Genomic DNA, 19,380 nt, shown 5'->3' on the forward strand with positions numbered 1-19,380 from the left:
GTCACGCCGCGCGCAGTTCCTGCTGGTTCGCTTCCGCCTGCGCCAGCAGGGCGATGAAATCTTCCGGGGCGGTGCAGGTGACGAGGGCGGCGCGCAGTTTGCCCGCGCCCTGAATTTCGGTGACGTACTTGACCACGTGTTTGCGAAAGAGAATCAAACCGTAGTCCTGGTCATAATAGTCGAGCATTAGCGCGAGGTGGCGGCGAATGAGCGCGGCTTTCTCGGCAAAGGTGACCTCGTGGCGGTCCTTGCGCGCAAAGATCCAGGGATTGCCGATGGCAGCGCGGCCGATCATCACCGCGTCGCAGCCGGTGTGCTGCTGCAGCCGCTGAATGTCCGCGACACATTTGACGTCGCCATTGCCGATGACCGGAATCCGCACGGCTTGTTTGATGGCCGCGATCGCATCCCAGTCTGCTGCGCCGGTGTACGCTTGCGACTTGGTGCGGCCGTGCACGGCAATCAAGGCCGCGCCGTTGTCTTCCAGTGTTTTGGCGACCTCGAGAAAGTTGCGCGATTTGTGATCCCAGCCCAGGCGAATCTTGCCGGTCACCGGCACGGACAGCAGCTTGGAAAGGTGATTGAAAATGCGGCCGATTTTATCCGGCGTGCACAGCAACGCCGCGCCGGCGCCCCGGCCGGAAACCTTGGCCACCGAACAGCCCATGTTCAAATCGATGATATGCGGCCCGAGTTGCTCGATGCGCTGGCAGGCCTCCACGATCTTGTTCTCGTCGCTGCCGAAGACCTGAAACGTCATGGGATATTCGGAGGGATGAAAATCGAGCATGCGCAGGGTCTTGCGATTGCCCTGCAGAATGCCGTCGACGGAAACGAATTCAGTGTAGCCCATGGCGCTGCCGAAATCGCGCGCAATCATGCGGTAGGGCAAATCGGAAAAGCCTGCCATCGGCGCCAGCACCACCTCGCCGTAGACCGGAAGGTTGCGCACCCAAAAGGCCGGCGGCCGGGCTGGAGGATTGACAACTTGCATGCCGTTATTCCTGAACACTTGATTGGTCGATTCGAATGAAGTGCCCGAATGTAACAAAAAAATCGCAGGAATCCAGCCCCAACTTGCCGAAAGGCCGGCGCCGGACTGGCGAAATGGCAGGCGAGGCGAACAATGCGGCCGCGCCACACGCGGCCGCATTGTTCGCATTCAAACCAGTAGAGTTCAGTTGGAGAATCAGGCCGGCCGGAACAGCCGCGCGCGTTTGTTGTTTTGCGGGATGAAAAGACAGGCCGGATTTCACGCCTGTGAGTCAGCGCCAGAGTTGGGAGACTCGGGTTTGTCTTCCAGCTTGGCGAAGGGCGGGGCCGCCTGACCTTTGACCGGCTGATTTTTGGCGACAATCTCTTTGATGATTTCACGATTGGGCGTGGCGAGATTCAGGCGCAAGACGGCATTGTAGACTTTGAGAGCTTGCTCGTCGCGACGGCCCAGCAGTAGATAGATGTGCGCCAGGGGAAGATAGAGTTTTTCGCGTTGCGGATGGCGCGCCAGCATGACTTCGTAGATCGAAGCCGCGGCGGCGTAGTTGCCGCGCAATAGATAGTAGCGCGAGCGCGTCGTCGAAGAAAACATGATGAAGCTCAGCAGCGGCAGCACCACAATTGCGACGGCAGCGCCGATGAGATAGGGTGTCGAGCTTTGCTCTGCCAACTGCGGCGGGGTGAAAGCCGGGGATTTTTCCGGCGCGAGATTGGCGCGCGTGCGCTCCAGGCGGCTACTCACATCGCGATAGCCCGGCTGCCGGCGTTCCAACTCCTCGAAATCGGCGATGGCCCGTTGCCAGTCGGCGCGGCTCTCATGATCGCGGCCGGAACGGTAGAGCGAATCCATCTGCGCGTTCCAGATTTGTGCATGCGCTGCATCCTGCTCCTGCTGCTGTATGGTTTCGAGGTCGCGGATCCGTTCGATGACGTCGCGGTATGCCGGATCGACGGCGCGGATTTGCTCAAAAGCAGCCAGGGCATTGGCGAAGTCTTCCTGATCGAGTGCTGCGAGGCCTTCCGCATAAAGCCGCGCCCGCCAGTCTTCCTCGTTGGTTTCGGGTTCAGCGGGCGCCGCCTCCGGCTCGGGTTGGGGTGTGCGTTGCCGTGCTGGCGCCGGCGGCTCGGGCTGCTCGGCAATGCCGGCGAAAGAGTCTGCTGCAACCGGTTGCGGCGGCGGCTGAGGCGCGTCTTCGCCGGCAATTTCTTCGACCGTTGCAGCAGTCACCGGCGGTGGCGTGACGGCAGTATCCGCCGCCGCAGGCGCGGAACTGTGAGCGAGGCCGCGCACGGCTTCTTCGCCCGGCGGTGAGGATTTGAGATGATCTTCCGCGGGCGCGGCCTCTGGCAGCGGCTGGCGCAGCGAGTTGGTCAGGCCGGCAAGGAAAAATTTACGGCCGCCGTCTTCCGCCAGCAGCGGCCTTTGCCAAAAGCGCTTGGTGGTGATCCAAACGCGGTAAGGATTGCTGCCGCGCCGGAATTCCAACCCGCCGTGAATGTCGGCCTCCGGCGCGGGCGCCAGCGTCACCACCACGGAATCCTGCAGCACGCGATGGTACAAGACCAACTCTTGTTGCGATTCTCGCAGGATTTCCACGCTGTTCTCCAGCGATTGTTTGAGGGGAAACCACTGCGCCCACGCGCTGGAAGCCGCGGCAAAAAGAGTGCAGACGAGAACACGCCGGAAGAGCCGAATCATGAATCACCTCTGCTTCCGAAAGAAGTGTTGATACTGCAGGCTGACCGTGAGGTCATGCCCCCCGTTTTGCAGCGCGTAGTTTTGCCGGGCCAGGAGCAGAAACTCGTGCAGCTCGTAGGTCATGCAAAACGTGACGCCGCTGTTTTTCAGATTGGCAAAGACTTTGTCCGCGTCCTTGCCGGGGCGGCGGGCATCCACGACGCCATTGAAGGCTTGAAAGCCGCTCACGTACGCGCCCACGCGATTCCACCACAAGCCCAGGCCGGCAATGCCCTGCACCCGGCCGTATTTGTTGACATTCACTCCAAGTTGCGCCGAGGGGAAAACGGCCCGGCGCGAGAGGGCGGCGAGGCCGTCGGCATCGAACAAAACCAGGCTCAGGCGCACGTCACTGTCAGTGGCATAAAGCGCCTGCGCGGGATTGGTATCGCCCCACACGCCCAGGCGGCCATAGGCTTCCACGCGCGCCATGGTGGAGAACACGTGGTTGTAACCGGCCGTGAGCATCACGCCGTCTTCGCGCCGGCCAAAGGAGTTGCCGAGCTTGCGCGTGCGCATCTCCTTGGTGGCGTATTGATAAGTCGCGCCGAGGAAAGCCTGCCCAAGGCCGAGCTCGACCTCGAAATTGTGGCGATAGAAATCGACGTCCACCGTGCCGAGATTTTCGAACGTGGCTTTCCTGATGACCATGCTGGAGAGTCTGGCTTTGAAATCAGTGAGCAATTGCGCGTGGCTGCCGGCCGGCAGAAGCAAGGTTGCCGCGCCAACCAAGGCCAGGTGCAGGAGGCGTGGCGTGATACGCTTTCGCATGTGACTCCCTTTCAGAGATACTCGATTTGCGCACGGCCGCTTTGCCAATGGGGAAAGCATGCCGGCCCCGAACCAGCCGCGAGGATTTCCGGAGAGGCTGCTCTCCCGGCTGCGCCCCTGTTTCTGCAACGATCCCTGCTGCACGCGGCCAGGAAAGATGATCCCGGGGAAGTTCACGGAATTCCCCGCAGCGAGACGGGAAAGGGCGGGCAGGGTGCCGATGCCGATTAAGAACGATTATTTATAAGGGCTAATCCGTTGTTTTGCAGATTTTGAAATGACCAAGTGCACACCGGCGCACGCGCGGCGCCGCGGGTGTTGCCACGAGTGGTTGCGCATGGCGGCTGGCGCGCCAGGGAGGGCGAGCGATGGAACTTTTGTTCCAGCGCTTCAGTTTGAAGGCTTACATGGCCGGTGCAACAGCGGCAGCGCAACGGAACGACCTTCTTCATTCGTCTGGGCGCGTGGCCGCGTGAACGAATTCGTTTTACGCCGGCGTCACCACGCGCGCCGGATTATCGGCAGCGCCGGCAGGCGGGAAGAACTTGATCAGGCTGAGGGTTGCAGCGCACTCCTGGTGAGAAGCCGGGGCGTCCGTGGAGGGGAAAGCCCGGCGGCGTGGCCAGCGCCAGCAGCGATACGAACCGCCGCGTACCAATTTCGATATCGCCCGAGAAAGGGCTTGACTTTTATTCGCCGCGTTCGTAGTATCTGCCCACAATTTTCCAGCGCTCTTTGTCTTTGAAAGTCGAATTCATCGGATTCGACTTTTTTTGTCATGAGACGTATTGAAATCTTGTCATTGACCTTTCTGTATACCGGCAAGCTGACCGAGCAAGGCGGGCCGGGCGAACTACCTCATCATACTGCAACCCTAGCTGACGTTCCAGAGCGATCGTTCTCCTACCAACAGATGTTGTCACGATTTCGTTGATGGCCAATCGTTGCAAGCAGAGCGTGTAACGGCGACGCGTGGCGCGCTGTACCGTTCGCCAGTTGTCGACGTGCAGTCACTGGCACCCATGCCACCGTCTGATTTGGCTTGACCCGTGCCTGCATAAAAATTCAATGAAATGGAGGTTCATACTCATGTCTGAAAACATCACCCCCTCGGATGCCGACAGTTTGCTGGGCATCATCAACGGGTTGCACGATACAAGAACGTACCGCGCGCTGAATTGGAGCGGCTCGTTTGAAGAGTATTTGGGCATTGTGCGGCAAAACCCGGCGGTGACGCGCACCGCGTTTCAAAGAATCTATGACATGATCCTGTCGCACGGCCGCGACGAAATCATCGAGTTCAAGGAACGCCTGATCAAGTACAAGTTCTTCGATGATCCCATCGACCACGGCCGCGATGCGGTCTACGGCCTGGAGCGCGCGCTCATGCGCATCGTGAATTTCTTCAAAGCGGCGGCGAGCGGCTACGGCACCGAGAAGCGCGTGCTGTTGCTCCACGGCCCGGTGGGCAGCGCGAAGAGCACCATCGTGCGCCTGTTGAAAAAGGGGCTCGAGCATTACTCGCGCACGCCGGAGGGCGCCTTGTACACCTTCTCCTGGCGCCAGCACGTGAACGGCAAGGAAGTGTGGGAACGCTGCCCCATGCACGAAGAACCGCTGCATCTCGTGCCGGAAGACATCCGGCCGCGCGTGCTGGAGCGCCTGAATGCCGGCCGCAACACCGAGGAGCAGGTCAATATCGTCGGCGAGTTGTGCCCGTTCTGCCGGCAAACCTATCGCGATCTGCTGAAGCAACATCAAGGCTCGTGGATTGATCTCATTCAGGACGTGCGCGTCGAACGCCTGATTCTTTCAGAAAAGGACCGTATCGGCATCGGCACCTTCCAGCCCAAGGACGAGAAGAACCAGGATTCCACCGAACTGACCGGCGACATCAACTACCGCAAGATCGCCGAGTATGGCACCGAATCGGACGCGCGCGCCTTCAATTTCGACGGCGAGTTCAACATCGCCAACCGCGGCTTGATCGAGTTCATCGAAGTGCTCAAGCTCGACGTCGCGTTCCTGTATGATCTGCTCGGCGCCTCGCAGGAGCACAAGATCAAACCGAAGAAATTCGCGCAAACCGACATCGATGAAGTCATCATCGGCCACACCAACGAGCCGGAATACCGCAAGCTGCTGTCCAACGAATTCATGGAGGCGCTGCGTGACCGCACGGTGAAGATCGATGTGCCCTACATCACCCGGCTCAACGACGAAATCAGAATCTACGAGAAGGATTACAATCCGCAGCGCATCAAGGGCAAGCACATCGCGCCGCACACCATCGAAATGGCCGGTATGTGGGCGGTGCTCACCCGGCTGGAAGAGCCGCGCAAGGCGCAACTCACGCTGCTGCAGAAACTCAAGCTCTACAACGGCAAGACGCTGCCGGGCTTCACCGAGGATAACATCAAGGAACTGCGCTCGGAAGCGGCGCGCGAAGGCATGGAAGGCATCTCGCCGCGCTACATTCAGGACAAGATCTCCAATGCCCTGGTCAGCGAAAAGAGCCAGTCCAGCATCAATCCCTTCATGGTGATGAACGAGCTGGAGGCCGGGCTGAAGCATCACTCGCTGCTCACCAGCGACGAGCAGCGCAAACGCTACAAGGAGCTGCTGGCCGTGGTGAAGGAAGAATACGAAGACATCGTGAAGAACGAAGTGCAGCGCGCGATTGCTGCGGATGAAGACGCGCTCAAACGGCTCTGCGGCAACTACATCGACAACGTGAAGGCCTACACGCAGCGCGAGCGCGTGAAGAACAAATACACCGGGGCGGATGAAGAGCCGGATGAACGCTTGATGCGCGCGATCGAAGAGAAGATCGACATTCCTGAAAGCCGCAAAGACGATTTCCGCCGCGAGATTATGAACTATATCGGCGCGCTCGCGCTCGAAGGCAAGACCTTCAACTACAAGAGCAACGAACGCCTGCAAAAAGCGCTGGAGCTCAAGCTTTTCGAAGACCAGAAGGACACCATCAAGCTGACGACGTTGATCTCCAGCGTGGTGGACAAGGAAACGCAGGAGAAGATCGACGTGGTCAAAGCGCGCATGATCAAGTACTACGGCTACACCGACGAAAGCGCGACCGATGTGCTGAATTATGTGGCGAGCATCTTCGCGCGCGGCGATGTGAAACAGCGGTAACGCTTTTACTTCTCTTTCTGCTCATCCTCCAACTCGCCCTCCTGCTCGCCGCTTGAAAATTCCAGGCGGGCAGGAGGGCTAGGAAGATGGAGGCATGTGGAGATCTGCATGGTCAAACGCATCGAAAAAGATCGCAGCCGGTTTCGCCAAATTCTGCGCGGCCAGATCAAGAAGGAGCTGCGCAAATACATCAGCCGCGGCGAGCTGATCGGCAAGCAGGGCAAGGACATCGTCAGCATTCCGGTGCACCAGATCAACCTGCCGCACTTTCGCTATTCCGGCAAGAACACCGGCGGCGTGGGCCAGGGCGAGGGTGACCCCGGCACGCCCATCGGTCGCGGCGATGACCAGTCCGGCACCGGCCAGGCCGGCGAAGCGCCGGGCGATCATCTGCTCGAAGTCGATGTCTCGTTGGAGGAACTGGCGCAGTTGCTCGGCGAGGAGCTGGAACTGCCCAACATCTCGCCCAAGGGCAAGAAGAACATCATCAGCGAGAAGGACAAGTACACCGGCATCAGCACCACCGGCCCGGAATCGCTGCGGCATTTCAAGCGCACCTACAAACAGGCGCTCAAGCGGCAATTGATCAGCGGCTCGTACAATCCTGAAAGCCCGCGCATCATTCCCTATCGCGAAGACCGCCGCTACCGCACCTGGAAAACCGTGCCGTTGCCGGAGGCGAGCGCCGTCATCATTTACATGATGGACGTCTCCGGCTCGATGGGCGACGAGCAGAAAGAAATCGTGCGCATCGAATCGTTTTGGATCGACACCTGGCTGCGCTACCAGTACAAGAATCTTGAAACGCGCTATATCATTCACGACGCGGTCGCGCGCGAAGTCGATCAGGAAACGTTTTATCACACCCGCGAGAGCGGCGGCACCATTATTTCCTCCGCCTACAAACTCGCCCATACCATCGTGACTGCGAACTATCCGCCCGACGACTGGAACATCTACATGATCCACTTTTCCGATGGCGACAACTGGGGCGAGATCGACACCGACGAGTGCATCCAAATCCTGGAAAAGAAGCTGCTGCCGGCGGTGAATCTCTTCTGCTACGGCCAGGTGGAAAGCCCCTATGGCAGCGGCCAGTTCATTCGTGATTTGGACGATTATTTCGACGCCGAGGAAAAATTGGTGCTTTCGGAAATCCCCGACAAGGAATCGATTTACAAATCGATCAAGGACTTTTTGGGAAAGGGCAAGTAATCGCCTTGCGGCGCAGCCGCGGCCACAGTCTCAAATCTTCTGATCGTCTGATTTGAGACTCGACATTCCAACCAACACCAGACGCGCCATGAGCCTGCCTTCTGATCTTGCTGCCATCAAGGATGAAATCCGGGGTTACGCCCGCGAATACGGCCTGGATTTCTACGAGACCATCTTCGAAGTCATTGAGTACGACGAGCTCAATGAAATCGCCAGCTATGGCGGATTTCCCACGCGCTATCCGCACTGGCGTTACGGCATGGAATATGAAGAGCTCGCCAAGAGCTACTCCTACGGCCTGGCCAAAATCTACGAGATGGTGATCAACAACGATCCCTGCTATGCCTACCTCATGCGCTGCAACAATCTCGTCGACCAAAAGCTGGTGATGGCCCATGTGTACGCACATTGCGATTTCTTCAAGAACAACCTCTGGTTCGCCAAAACCAATCGCAAGATGATGGACGAGATGGCGAACCACGCCACGCGCGTGCGGCGCTATCTCGAGCTGTATGGCGAAGAAACGGTGGAAAATTTCATCGACGTGTGCCTGAGCCTGGAGAATTTGATCGATCCGCATTTGCCGTTCATGGGCAACGGCAACGGCCATGCGCCGGTGGCGGAAGAGGAGGGGCCGGAGGAACCCAGGCAGATCAAGCTCAAAAGCCCGAAGGACTATCTCGACGAATTCATCAATCCGCCCGCGTTCCTCGCGGCGCAGCGCCAAAAGGAGGAGGAAGAAAGCAAGAAGCGATTCCGCAAGGTGCCCGAAAAGCCGCAGCGCGACGTGCTGCAGTTCCTGATCGAATTCGCGCCGCTGCAAAAATGGCAGCGCGACGTGCTCAGCATCATCCGTGAAGAGGCCTACTATTTCGCGCCGCAGGGCCAGACCAAAATCATGAACGAAGGCTGGGCGAGCTACTGGCACTCCAAGATGATGACCGAGCGCATTCTCACGGATTCCGAAGTGATCGATTACGCCGATCATCATTCCGGTACGCTGCACACCAGCCCGGGACGGCTGAATCCCTACAAACTCGGCATCGAGCTGTTTCGCGACATCGAAGACCGCTGGAACCGCGGCAAATTCGGCAAGGAATACGAAGAATGCGATGATTTCGAAGTCAAGAAAGCCTGGGACACCCAGCTCGGCATGGGCCGGCAGAAGATTTTCGAAGTGCGCAAGCTCTACAACGACGTTACCTTCATCGACGCCTTTCTGACGCCGGAATTCTGCCGCGAACACCGGCTGTTTGTCTATGATTACAACGATCGCAGCGGCTACTATGAGATCAGCGACCGCCAGTTTCAAGCGGTCAAGCAGCGGCTGCTGTTCATGCTCACCAATCACGGCCAGCCCTTCATTCTGGTGGAAGACGGCAACTACAAGAATCGCGGCGAACTGTATCTCATCCACCGGCATGAAGGCATCGATCTCAAACTCGATGAGGCCCGCGATACCATGAAGAATCTTTACCGGATCTGGACCCGGCCGATTCACCTGGAGACCGAGCTGGAAGACACCAAGACCTTGTTGACCTACGACGGCGAGCAACACAAGGAGACGGAAATGGAATAAGGCAGCAACCCCATCCCTTCTTTCAAACTTCTGGAGGCAATATGAACCTCGGCATGCAGGTCGTGACGGAACTCGCACAGTTACGCCGCGGCCCGAACGAAAAGCCGCCCGCCCTCAAACCCCTGCCGCCCGGCGGCTGGCTCTACGAAGACGTCGTTGACGGCATTCATCTGAAACTCGAACTGGCCGATTTTGACCGGTTTGGCTATCTCGTGCACAAGATCACCGCGGTGCGCGCCGGCTCTCCGCCCGCCGGCAAACCGCTGAAGGCCTTGCTGGCCGAACAGGCGGCCGCGCTGGAAAACCGGATCACCTATCTGCTCGAAGGCTTTCGCCTGATCGAATTGGATGAAACCGCCCACCGCGCGCAGGTGCGCAGCGCCACGCCCTTTCGCGAAGAAGAAGCGATTCAATACTACGAAATTCTGCTCGAACAAGGCAGCGTGCTGGTGTTCGGCCGTTACGCCGGCAACCACAACAGCCGCAGCTTGCAACCGTTTCATGTCACGGATGATATTTGCCGCCGCCTGTTGAACGATCTCGCGGCTGCGCTCCTGGTTTCCTGACTCAGCTTCGGCACCTCCAAGATCTGCCCACGCAACACGCGAACAGGCGCCAGGCCTTTTGGCGTGTTGCGTGTGTTTGGCGGGCGGTGCAAGCAAGTTGACCCCGGCAGTGCGAAGCGCACGAGTGGAAAATTCTCTTCCAGGAAAGGACTCTGCAGCCCCGGCCAGGTGCCGGGGCTTTGCTGTTTGGGCCGGAGTTTTCGCTTGTTTCTCAGCGCGCGCGAAATTATGTTGCGCCATGAGCGAAATCAAAAAGACCATCACAGTGCGCCACGGCCTGACCCTGGTTTACACCGGTGACGGCAAGGGCAAGACCACTGCGGCGCTGGGCACGGTGCTGCGGGCGGTGGGCTACGGCCTGCGGGTTTTCATGCTGCAGTTCATCAAAGGCTCGTGGCATTACGGCGAACTGGAGGGCGCCCGGCTGCTCGCGCCCTATTTCACCATCGAACGCATGGGCAAGGGCTTTTACAGGATCGTCGATGACAAGCTGCCGGAGGAGGTGCATCGCCAGGCGGCGCAGGCGGCGGCGGCGCGCGCCCTCGAGATTCTCCGCAGCGAAGAGTTCGACATGGTCATCCTCGATGAAATCAATGTCGCGGTGATGACCGGCCTGCTGCCGGTTGCAAAAGTGATGGAGATCATTGCCGCCAAGCCCGCGACCTGCCATTTGATTCTCACCGGCCGCGGCGCGCCGCCGGAGGTGATCGAGGTCGCTGATCTCGTCACCGAGATGCGTGAGATCAAGCATCCGTATCAAAAAGGCAAATTGGCGCAAAAAGGCGTGGATTTTTGAAACGGGGCCGGCGCGATGAAAGTCTTCAGCTCTGCCACCCGCTTCAATCTCAAAAACTGCGGCGGGTGGCGACGCCAGTTTTCCGGCAAGCTGAAATCCGACGCCCTGCAGGCAGCAATGCCATCCCCGTAACCGAACGAGGCAAAAGCGCACGCAATGACGCTGAGAGGCAATGATACGCAACGGAAAACTTGACTTTAGTCCTCCAGTAATGAAGACAACAAATGATTGAGGCATCTTCACAAGCCTCTGCGGCTTTGCTTCCCTGAAGAAATTGCTTTGTCCCCCTGCCAACTGCCTCGGTATCGTCGTGTGGAAGATCGCGCTGGACACAATTATTCCCGGGCATCGAATTCTTGCGGCGGCGCTGTGCCCAAATCTTTACAGGATCGTCGCAGGAGGGCAAGGGGGTTGATCTTCTTTTCAAGGCAACAGTGCACTGGTCGCCGTTGGCCACAACAAACTTCATGAGCGACGGTGGCGAATCTTGACCCGCAAACGACAATCTCAGATCCCGCCCGGCGCGTGATACTCAAAAAGCTGACGCTACATTTCGGCGGTACAATCTTGTTGCTGGCTGCCGCGTTTTTCGCCGCGGTGCGGCTGCTCACGTTTCATCCCGCTGAGGTGCAGCCCGAAGCCGTCACCAGTCCCGACAGCGCGCCTTTGCTGCAACCCGGCCAAAAGCTCAAAATTCTGACGTGGAATGTGCAATTCATGGCGGGCAAGGACTACGTGTTCTGGCACGACACGCCCGGTTTCGACGGCCCGCATGAACGCCCCACCCCGCAAAGCCTCGCGCGCACCCTCGCCGAAGTCAGCCGCGTCATTCGCGCGGAGAATCCCGATCTCATTCTGTTGCAGGAAGTCGATGACGGCAGCCGCCGTACTGATCATGAGGATCAACTTCGCCGTTTGCTGGCTCTGCTGCCGCCGGAGTATTGCTCGCACGTGGCCGCGTTTTATTGGAAAGCAGCATTCGTGCCGCATCCGCGCATCTGGGGCGCGGCCGGCATGAAACTCGCAACGATTTCGAAATACAAGATCACCCGCGGCGTGCGCCATCAGCTCGCGTTGCCGCCGAACGATTTCCTCACGCGGCAATTCAGCACCAAGCGTGCCGTGCTCGAGGCCCGGCTGCCGCTGGCGCAGGGCGGCGAACTGGCGGTGCTGAACACGCATCTCGATGCCTTCGCGGCCGGCACCTATACAATGCACTTGCAAGTGGTGGAAATCGACAGTATCTTGGCGGCGCTCGACGCCAGCGGTATGGCTTGGGTGCTGGGCGGCGATTTCAATCTGCTGCCGCCGGACGAAGCCGCGTATCACCGCCTGCCCGAGAGCCACAAGAGTTACTATCAGCAACACTCGGAGATCGCGCCGTTGTATCAAAAATATCAAGTCTTGCCGAATTGGGAAGAGGTCACGGGGATTGATTATCAAAACTGGTTTACGCATTTTCCCAACGATCCGGCGGCTGCAGGCCCCGACCGCACGATTGATTATCTGATTTTTCCGAAGCCGGCTCGCGTGGATATGCACTACGTGCGGCAGCATGACCCGCTGAAAATTTCGGATCATCTGCCGGTTATTGCGATCATGCAAGTGCCGAATAATTTGTCGAACGAATTGTGATGAAAGTGATATGGCATCGCTGACGACAATCATTGAGCGACGCGTCGACGTCGGCAAAGTCATTCGCAACGCGGCCGTATTCAATTTCAAAAACTGGCGCGGAGGGGTTATGCAAGCGGACTCGCTGCCTCAGACCGTTCGAGATCTTTTTCAATTATTGCATGAGCGGAAAGCAGACTTTTTGTTGGTTGGCGGCATTGCTCTGCTGCAATATATTGAAGGCCGCAATACCGAAGACATCGATTTGATTATGGCGCTTTCCGCGCTTAAAAAGCTGCCTGAGATTCATATTGAGAAAATGGATGAATACTTCGCACGGGGACAGTTTCACGAGTTGCGCATCGACATCCTGCTAACGCGAAATCCGCTGTTCAATCATGTGCGACAGCATTGTGCCGCAATTCAACACTTTGTCGAACGTGATTTGCCGTGCGCAACAGTTGATGGGCTGCTGCTGCTCAAGCTTTATTCCCTGCCTTCGCTTTATCGCCAGGGCGATTTTACCCGCGTGGGACTTTATGAGAACGATATTGCTACTTTGATGCATGCCCATCAACCCCGACTCGATCCCTTGTTTGAAGAATTGGCGCGTCATATGAGCAAAACCGATCTCGACTCCGTCAAAGAAATCGTTGCAGAAATTCAGCAACGATTGCAACGTTTCGGCGAGAGTTTCAAATCATAAACATAATTGTTGAAGGATAAAAAATGTCATCCTCTGAAACACGCAATGTGATTATCATTGGTACCGGCCCGTCCGGTTACACCGCGGCGTTATACTCGGCGCGCGCGAATCTCGCGCCGCTGGTGTTTGCCGGCCCGGAGCCTGGCGGCCAGCTCACCCTCACGACGCTGGTCGAGAACTTTCCCGGCTTTCCCCAGGGAATCTTGGGGCCGGAACTGATGGAAAACATGCGCACGCAGGCCGAACATTTTGGCGCCCGCTTGCTGCACGACACCGTCGATCGCGTGAATTTCAAAACCCATCCGTTCGAGCTTTTCGTTAGCGAAAAAGTCTACCTGGCCAAAACCGTGATCATTTCTTCCGGCGCTTCGGCCAAATTGATGGGGTTGCCGGCGGAGCGCAAGCTGCTGGGACACGGCGTCTCCACCTGCGCCACCTGCGACGGCGCGTTCTTCCGCAATCAGGAAGTCATTGTGGTGGGCGGCGGCGACACCGCGATGGAAGACGCCAACTTCATCACCAAATTCGCCAGCAAGGTTTATCTCGTGCATCGCCGCGACAAGCTGCGCGCCTCGAAAATCATGCAGGAGCGGACGTTCAACAATCCCAAGATCAGCCTGATTTGGGACAGCGTGATCACCGAGATTCACGAGGTCGCGAAGAACACCGTCACCGGCGTGACGCTGCAGAACGTCAAAACCGGCAAGACCACGGAGATGCCGATCTCCGGCGTGTTCGTTGCGATCGGGCACAAGCCCAACACTGAATTCCTGCAAGGCCAGGTGGAAGTGGATGAGGTCGGTTACATCAAGCTGAAAACGCGCACCATGACGAGCGTCGCAGGCGTGTTCGCGGCCGGCGATGTGGTCGATCATTACTATCGCCAGGCCATCACCGCGGCGGGCATGGGTTGCCAGGCCGCGATGGACGTGGAGAAATATCTGGAAGCCCAAGGGCATTGACGGCGGCAGTGCCGTCGGCCTGTGTTGGCGCAGAAAGCCTCGCCATGATCAAACTCAATCTGCGCTGGCTGGTGCAAGCGCTGGCGCTGCTCGCGGGCATTGCCTGCTTCAGCGCTTTTTTTGATTCGAGCAAGACGCTGTTTCGGCAGCCCACGGGCGCTGCGATTGCCGCCGTGCTCGGCTGGCTTTTGCTCTTTTCTCTCAGCTTTCTGCTTTTGCTGTTCACCAGCTATCTCAAACAACGCGCCAACTTCACGCTGCGCCGCCGGCTCGCCAGCTTCGAGCGGCTGGTGCGCCTGCTGCATCTTGAGGACTACCGGGAGCGCGAGGGCGTCTCGGAGGCCAGGCAGCGCCGGCGGCCAGACGATTCCACGGCATGATCCCCGGGGCACTTCTTTCCGTTGCCGGCGGTCCGTCTCCGGCGCGCTGCCGCTGAGGCCACCGCCATCTTTGTTTGATTCAAACACTTGAAAATCGCGCGAACTTGTCATACATTTGCGCCGCTTCCGCGGACCCCGAGTGCCGGCGGAGCATTGTCAAGCATTGACGAGTGAAGCTCAATCCCTCTGATGAAAAACAGGAGATGATGTCATATGGCTGCCGACCAACCTCAAAAGATGCAGGAGTTCGAGTACAAGGCGGAGATGAAGCAGTTGCTCAATTTGATCGTGCATTCGCTTTATACTCATCCCGAAATCTTTTTGCGCGAATTGATCTCCAACGCTTCGGATGCGCTCAACAAGGTCAGATTTCGCCTGCTCACCGACCGCAATGTGCTGGACGCGGACGCTGATTTGCAGATCACCGTGACCCTCGATGCCAAGGAGCATACTTTTGCCATCACCGACACCGGCATCGGCATGACACGCGAGGACTTGATCGAGAAAATCGGGACGGTGGCAAGCTCGGGCACGCTGGAGTTTCTGCAGAAGGTGCAGGAAGAAAACCGCACGCTCGACGGCAACCTGATCGGCAAGTTCGGCGTCGGCTTCTACTCGGTGTTCATGGTCGCCGAGGAAGTGACGATCGAAACCCGTCATGCCAATCCCGACTCGCAGGGCTATCGCTGGCGCTCCGGCGGCGAGGGCACCTTCACCATCGAGGAAATCGACAAGCCGACCCGCGGCACGCACATCTCTTTCAAACTGCGCGAACAGGCGAAGGAATTCAGCGAAGAATACACCGTCAAGCGAATCATCAACAAGTATTCCAATTTTGTCGATTTCCCGATCTTTCTCGGCAAGGAAAAAGTCAATACCGTCACCGCGCTCTGGCACAAGCCCAAGGATCAGGTCCGCGAGGAGGAACTGATCGAGTTTTACAAATTCATCACCAATGACTTCAATCCGCCGCTCGGTCATTTGCAGTTGGCGATCGAAGGCGCAGTGACGTTCAACGCGCTGGTGTTCATCCCGGAAACGGCGACGCCGCTGTGGTTCCGCGATCCCCACGAACGCTCGCTGCAACTCTATTCCAACAAAGTCTTCATTCAAGATGATTGCAAGGAGCTGCTGCCGGAGTATCTGCGCTTCGTAAAGGGCGTGGTCGATACCGCGGACTTGCCCCTGAACGTCTCGCGCGAGGTGACGCAAACCAGCCCGGCGATGGCGAAGATCCGGGACATTCTCACCAAAAAGATTCTGGCTTTTCTCGCGGACTGGGCCAAACAGGAGAAGCCCAAATTCGAGAAGTTCTACCGCAATTTTGGCGCGTTCTTCAAAGCCGGCGTCAACACGGATTACGCCAATCGCGACAAGATCATCGAGCTGCTGCGCTTTGAATCGACCAAGCTGGACAAGGGTGAGCTGACCGGTCTGCGCGATTACCTCAGCCGCATGCAACCCGAGCAAAAGGCGATTTACTACCTCTCCGGCGAGAGCCGCGAGACGGTCGAGAAAAATCCCAAGCTCGAATACTTCCGCAAGAACGAAATCGAGGTGCTGTTGCTCACCGATCCGGTGGATGTATTCGTGCTGCCCTCGCTCAATGAATTCGACAAGCAACCGCTGCTGTCCATCGACAAGGCGGATCTGGAACTCGCGCCCGATCAGACCGGCGACCAGGAAGCCTTGCGCGGCGATTTGGCGAAATCGCTGCTCACGGTGTTTCGGGAAACGCTGGGCGACAAGGTGGAGGACGTGGTGGAGTCGAAACGGCTGGTCAACTCGCCGGTGACGCTGGTGGCGGGCAAGAACGGCCTCGACAGCCAGATGGAAAAAATGATGAAGCTGATGGACAAGAACTACACCGCTGCGAAAAAGATTCTGGAAGTCAACCTGTCCCATCCGCTCATCAAGAATCTCTCCCGCCGCAATCTCAGCAGCCCGACGGATCCGATCTTGCGCAAGAGCATCCTGCAACTGTATGAGGGCGCACTACTGCTGGAAGGCAACATGCCCTCCCCGGCTGACTTCGTGAATCGCATGAACGAGTTGCTGGAGGAAGCCACGAAGTAGGTTCCTGCGGCCGCGCGCTGCCTGACCGAAGCGATCGCGACGCCGGGGGTTGAACGGCCTTCCAAACACAAAATCCCACTGCCGCAGTTTTGCGCTGCGCGGCAGTGGGATTTTGTGTTTGGAGCGGCGGGTGTCTCGCCTCGCGGTTGCGTGCTGCGCATGAGGCGCAGGGATGCGCCGCGGCCGGCAAGGCGCGGCTCAATCGAACCCGAGGCCGGCGGCGCTGCTTGGCCAATTGGGCGAGTGCCGAATGTGAACCTCGACGCGGCGGTTCATCATGCGGCCTTCGGGCAGGCGATTGTCCGCCAGCGGCTCTTCTTCGCCCAGGCCAACGTAGGTCAGGCGTTCGCGGCCAATGCCGAAGGAAGTCAGCATGTCAAACACAGTTTTGGCGCGGCGGATCGACAGCCAGCGATTGGTGAGCTGATCGCCGATGGCATCGGTGTGGCCTTTGAGCAGGCAGGTGGCCTCCGGATCCGCTTCCAGCTTGGCGGCGATCAGCCGCAGCTTGGTGCGCAACTGCCGCGAATAACTGCTGAATTGATGTTCGGCAAAACCAAAGAGAAAGATCGGTATGCGCTCGATGCCGACTTCGTTGGTCAACTGCGTGCGGTGACGAATGCCGAGGCGCCGGCGCGGCGAGGTGGCGGTTTGTCCGAGCGCATCCCGCAGGGTCAATGCAAAGAAGCCGGACTGGTGCCCGCGCGTGCTGTTGCCGTTGAGCGGCACGGTGATGGTCTCGACCGCGGTGGCTGCTTTGGGGTGCTGTTGCACCAGCGCATGTTGCCATTCCCAGAAAACCGTGTCCGGCATGCTCGCGTTGCCGGCGAGCACGTCCACGGTGTCTTGTTGATCATTCATCACAGTGATTTGCCAGTCAGCCAGGCCGGCTTCGGCCACGGAATATTTGGTGACAAAGGCGCAGCGCGGCGGTTGTGCTTCCACTTCCTTTTTGGTGACCAGCAGAGGGCCGAGAATTTGTTGGTCAAATGGCGGCGCCGCGGTAATCTCGACGCGCTGCCATTCTTCCTGGCGCGGCAGGCTGGGCAGCGCCTGGCTGCGCGCCGGCCGCTGCGGCGCAGCAATGGCAACCTGTTCCGGCAACACCTGCAGACTGTCCACCAGATAATCCTTCACCGCCTGGGCGCGGCCGAGCGCGAGGTTGCGCCAGTCTTCTTCATAAGGCGGGCCGGCGCTGTAGCCGGTGAGTGAAATCACCGCGGTGCGATCCTGCGCCAGGCGCGCCGCCATGATGTTCAGCAGGTTGCGATAGGCCGCGTTGATCTCCGTGACGTTGGCCGCGACGAACACATGCTGTTGCGGACTGAGCAGATCATAGCGATTCTCCGGCAGTCGGCGCTCGGATTGCGGAAAGAACAGACGCGGAATGAGCGGCAATTCTTCCACCACATTGCGCAGCTCGATGATTTCCACGCTGTCGACGGTGGCGAAGATTTCCGGGGCCAGCCTGGGCATGTTGTTCACGCGCAGGTGCACGGGCAGGTGATGCACATGGCCGGGCGCGCGCGCCGTGATGATGAAGGGATAATCGCCGGGCTGCAGTTTTCCGGGAGATTCGAGCGCGAGCATCACGGTTTCAATGCCGCGCACTTGGGCTTGCGAGAGCCGCGGCCGCAAATGCGACGGCAACTCGCGCACTTCGAGCTGCACGGCTTTGGTGAAATCCTCGCGGCGCACGAGATTGAGATTGTACAAGGGCGTGTCGCCGGGCAACACCACGCGTGAGGGCGGAAAGGCCTGCAGATAGAAGGGCGGCTCGGGTTCCGCTGCCGGTGGATTGAGCCACGGCACAGCGAGCTTCAAGCCCAGCTCGTGCGAGCCGGCGCTGAGCAGGCCCAAATCGCTGGTGGGCAAATGAAAACTGTAGAGCAAGGCAGCGGCCGGCGGCAGGTTGAGTTCGCCTTCGAATACGGCGTTTTCCGCGCCATAGCCCAGCCGCACGCGGCCCAGGCGCGCGGAGAAAATTTCCGCGCCCAATGCGGGCCGCCATTCTTCGCGGCGCAACGCCATGCCGAGATCGAGGCGGCCGAAGCGATGGTTGAGCGTCGCGCCCAGCAGCGCTTCCAGCGGCAGGTTGAATTTCTCACTGGCGCGGGCGAGATTGGGCCGGTTGAAGTGATAAACCGAGGCGCCGAGCAGCACGGCCTCATGCACGCGCGCGGTGAGGCCGAGGCCGGGATCGAAAATCAACGGCGAGCTGGCGCGGCGAAACACGGGGTCATCGGCATCCACCAAGTCGAATTCCTCGCGATCGTACGCTCGCCAGGCCACGGCCAGATCGCTGCCGAGGGCCAGCCTCTCGCTGAGGGCATAGGCGGCGAGCAAGCCCAGGCGATTCTCACTGAGCAGGGGCGCGCCGAAGTGGCGCAGATGCAAACCCGCGCCGAATCGGGTGCCGCCCAGCCTGGGCCAGGTGAGTGCCACGTGCGAGGCTTTGAGCGCAAAAGCATTGTCCGCTATCGCGCCGGGGTAGATGAGTTTCAGGCCGAGATAGGCCTGGCCGGACAGCAACGCAGCGGCGGCTGGATTGGCAAACACAATGCGGCCGTCTTGCAGTGTCGAAGGGTTGAGCGGATCGGCAAGCTGGGCGCCGGCGGCCTGGGCGAGCAAGAGCAGGCCGGCCAGCAAGGGCGGCCACGAGGAAAGGAGAATTTGAATTCGCGCTGTGGATTTGAAGGTCATCACTTGTCACGCATCAATTTCGAGTCAACCCATTTTCTCTTGTCATACAATCGCGCCCTCCAGAATTTGACTGAATAGTGTCCGTCCGAAAACGTTCCAACCTCGGCTGAGCCGAGGCTTCC

At 58.9% G+C, this 19,380-nt stretch carries 14 protein-coding genes; 10 read left to right on the plus strand and 4 right to left on the minus strand.

Annotated features, from left to right (window positions below; translation table 11 throughout):
• Position 1: 1 nt before the first annotated feature.
• From dusB to L6R21_16190, 3 genes are all read right to left on the minus strand, one after another.
• Complete coding sequence (gene dusB, locus L6R21_16180) at positions 2–994, minus strand: tRNA dihydrouridine synthase DusB (GenBank protein ID MCK6560732.1); 993 nt, start codon at positions 992–994, stop codon at positions 2–4.
• 258 nt (positions 995–1,252) lie between these two features.
• Positions 1,253–2,695 carry a hypothetical protein gene (locus L6R21_16185; protein MCK6560733.1) on the minus strand — a complete coding sequence of 481 codons (1,443 nt, stop codon included), beginning with the start codon at positions 2,693–2,695 and terminating at the stop codon, positions 1,253–1,255.
• 3 nt (positions 2,696–2,698) lie between these two features.
• On the minus strand, positions 2,699–3,505 hold the full coding sequence (locus L6R21_16190) for a hypothetical protein (GenBank protein MCK6560734.1): 807 nt from the start codon (positions 3,503–3,505) through the stop codon (positions 2,699–2,701).
• A gap of 1,089 nt (positions 3,506–4,594) precedes the next feature.
• Between L6R21_16190 and L6R21_16195 the strand changes: the two genes are divergently transcribed.
• The 10 genes from L6R21_16195 (at position 4,595) to htpG (ending at position 16,555) form a co-directional block, all read left to right on the plus strand.
• The gene (locus L6R21_16195) at positions 4,595–6,661 is read left to right on the plus strand and encodes a serine protein kinase (protein MCK6560735.1); all 2,067 of its coding nucleotides are present in this window, start codon (positions 4,595–4,597) and stop codon (positions 6,659–6,661) included.
• 108 nt (positions 6,662–6,769) lie between these two features.
• Positions 6,770–7,876, plus strand: a complete 1,107-nt coding sequence (locus L6R21_16200; GenBank protein MCK6560736.1) for a DUF444 family protein — start codon at positions 6,770–6,772, stop codon at positions 7,874–7,876.
• A gap of 88 nt (positions 7,877–7,964) precedes the next feature.
• Complete coding sequence (locus L6R21_16205; GenBank protein ID MCK6560737.1) at positions 7,965–9,455, plus strand: SpoVR family protein; 1,491 nt, start codon at positions 7,965–7,967, stop codon at positions 9,453–9,455.
• A gap of 41 nt (positions 9,456–9,496) precedes the next feature.
• On the plus strand, positions 9,497–10,021 hold the full coding sequence (locus L6R21_16210) for a hypothetical protein (GenBank protein ID MCK6560738.1): 525 nt from the start codon (positions 9,497–9,499) through the stop codon (positions 10,019–10,021).
• Between the two features lie 238 nt (positions 10,022–10,259).
• Complete coding sequence (cobO, locus tag L6R21_16215; GenBank protein MCK6560739.1) at positions 10,260–10,817, plus strand: cob(I)yrinic acid a,c-diamide adenosyltransferase; 558 nt, start codon at positions 10,260–10,262, stop codon at positions 10,815–10,817.
• A 477-nt stretch (positions 10,818–11,294) separates the two neighbouring features.
• Complete coding sequence (locus L6R21_16220) at positions 11,295–12,452, plus strand: endonuclease/exonuclease/phosphatase family protein (GenBank protein MCK6560740.1); 1,158 nt, start codon at positions 11,295–11,297, stop codon at positions 12,450–12,452.
• A 10-nt stretch (positions 12,453–12,462) separates the two neighbouring features.
• Complete coding sequence (locus L6R21_16225; protein MCK6560741.1) at positions 12,463–13,137, plus strand: hypothetical protein; 675 nt, start codon at positions 12,463–12,465, stop codon at positions 13,135–13,137.
• A gap of 23 nt (positions 13,138–13,160) precedes the next feature.
• Positions 13,161–14,099, plus strand: coding sequence for a thioredoxin-disulfide reductase (gene trxB / locus L6R21_16230; GenBank protein MCK6560742.1), 939 nt, complete (start codon positions 13,161–13,163; stop codon positions 14,097–14,099).
• Positions 14,100–14,143: 44 nt separating this feature from the next.
• On the plus strand, positions 14,144–14,479 hold the full coding sequence (locus tag L6R21_16235) for a hypothetical protein (protein ID MCK6560743.1): 336 nt from the start codon (positions 14,144–14,146) through the stop codon (positions 14,477–14,479).
• 213 nt (positions 14,480–14,692) lie between these two features.
• The gene (htpG, locus tag L6R21_16240) at positions 14,693–16,555 is read left to right on the plus strand and encodes a molecular chaperone HtpG (protein ID MCK6560744.1); all 1,863 of its coding nucleotides are present in this window, start codon (positions 14,693–14,695) and stop codon (positions 16,553–16,555) included.
• Positions 16,556–16,753: 198 nt separating this feature from the next.
• Here the strand turns inward: htpG and L6R21_16245 are convergent, their stop codons facing one another.
• Positions 16,754–19,258: an OmpA family protein gene (locus L6R21_16245; protein ID MCK6560745.1), complete on the minus strand. Its 2,505-nt coding sequence runs from the start codon at positions 19,256–19,258 to the stop codon at positions 16,754–16,756.
• Positions 19,259–19,380 lie beyond the last annotated feature (122 nt).

This window comes from bacterium, assembly GCA_023150945.1.
In the GTDB taxonomy this organism is placed as follows: domain Bacteria; phylum Zhuqueibacterota; class Zhuqueibacteria; order Zhuqueibacterales; family Zhuqueibacteraceae; genus Coneutiohabitans.

What these genes read in the sequence shown, in the direction of transcription:
- dusB (MCK6560732.1), bottom strand. Translation starts at nt 994, where the DNA reads ATGCAAGTTGTCAATCCTCCAGCCCGGCCGCCGGCCTTTTGGGTGCGC.
- L6R21_16245 (MCK6560745.1), bottom strand. Translation starts at nt 19,258, where the DNA reads ATGACCTTCAAATCCACAGCGCGAATTCAAATTCTCCTTTCCTCGTGG.
- L6R21_16200 (MCK6560736.1), top strand. Translation starts at nt 6,770, where the DNA reads ATGGTCAAACGCATCGAAAAAGATCGCAGCCGGTTTCGCCAAATTCTG.
- L6R21_16190 (MCK6560734.1), bottom strand. Translation starts at nt 3,505, where the DNA reads ATGCGAAAGCGTATCACGCCACGCCTCCTGCACCTGGCCTTGGTTGGC.
- L6R21_16235 (MCK6560743.1), top strand. Translation starts at nt 14,144, where the DNA reads ATGATCAAACTCAATCTGCGCTGGCTGGTGCAAGCGCTGGCGCTGCTC.
- cobO (MCK6560739.1), top strand. Translation starts at nt 10,260, where the DNA reads ATGAGCGAAATCAAAAAGACCATCACAGTGCGCCACGGCCTGACCCTG.
- htpG (MCK6560744.1), top strand. Translation starts at nt 14,693, where the DNA reads ATGGCTGCCGACCAACCTCAAAAGATGCAGGAGTTCGAGTACAAGGCG.
- L6R21_16225 (MCK6560741.1), top strand. Translation starts at nt 12,463, where the DNA reads ATGGCATCGCTGACGACAATCATTGAGCGACGCGTCGACGTCGGCAAA.
- L6R21_16185 (MCK6560733.1), bottom strand. Translation starts at nt 2,695, where the DNA reads ATGATTCGGCTCTTCCGGCGTGTTCTCGTCTGCACTCTTTTTGCCGCG.
- L6R21_16195 (MCK6560735.1), top strand. Translation starts at nt 4,595, where the DNA reads ATGTCTGAAAACATCACCCCCTCGGATGCCGACAGTTTGCTGGGCATC.
- trxB (MCK6560742.1), top strand. Translation starts at nt 13,161, where the DNA reads ATGTCATCCTCTGAAACACGCAATGTGATTATCATTGGTACCGGCCCG.
- L6R21_16210 (MCK6560738.1), top strand. Translation starts at nt 9,497, where the DNA reads ATGAACCTCGGCATGCAGGTCGTGACGGAACTCGCACAGTTACGCCGC.
- L6R21_16205 (MCK6560737.1), top strand. Translation starts at nt 7,965, where the DNA reads ATGAGCCTGCCTTCTGATCTTGCTGCCATCAAGGATGAAATCCGGGGT.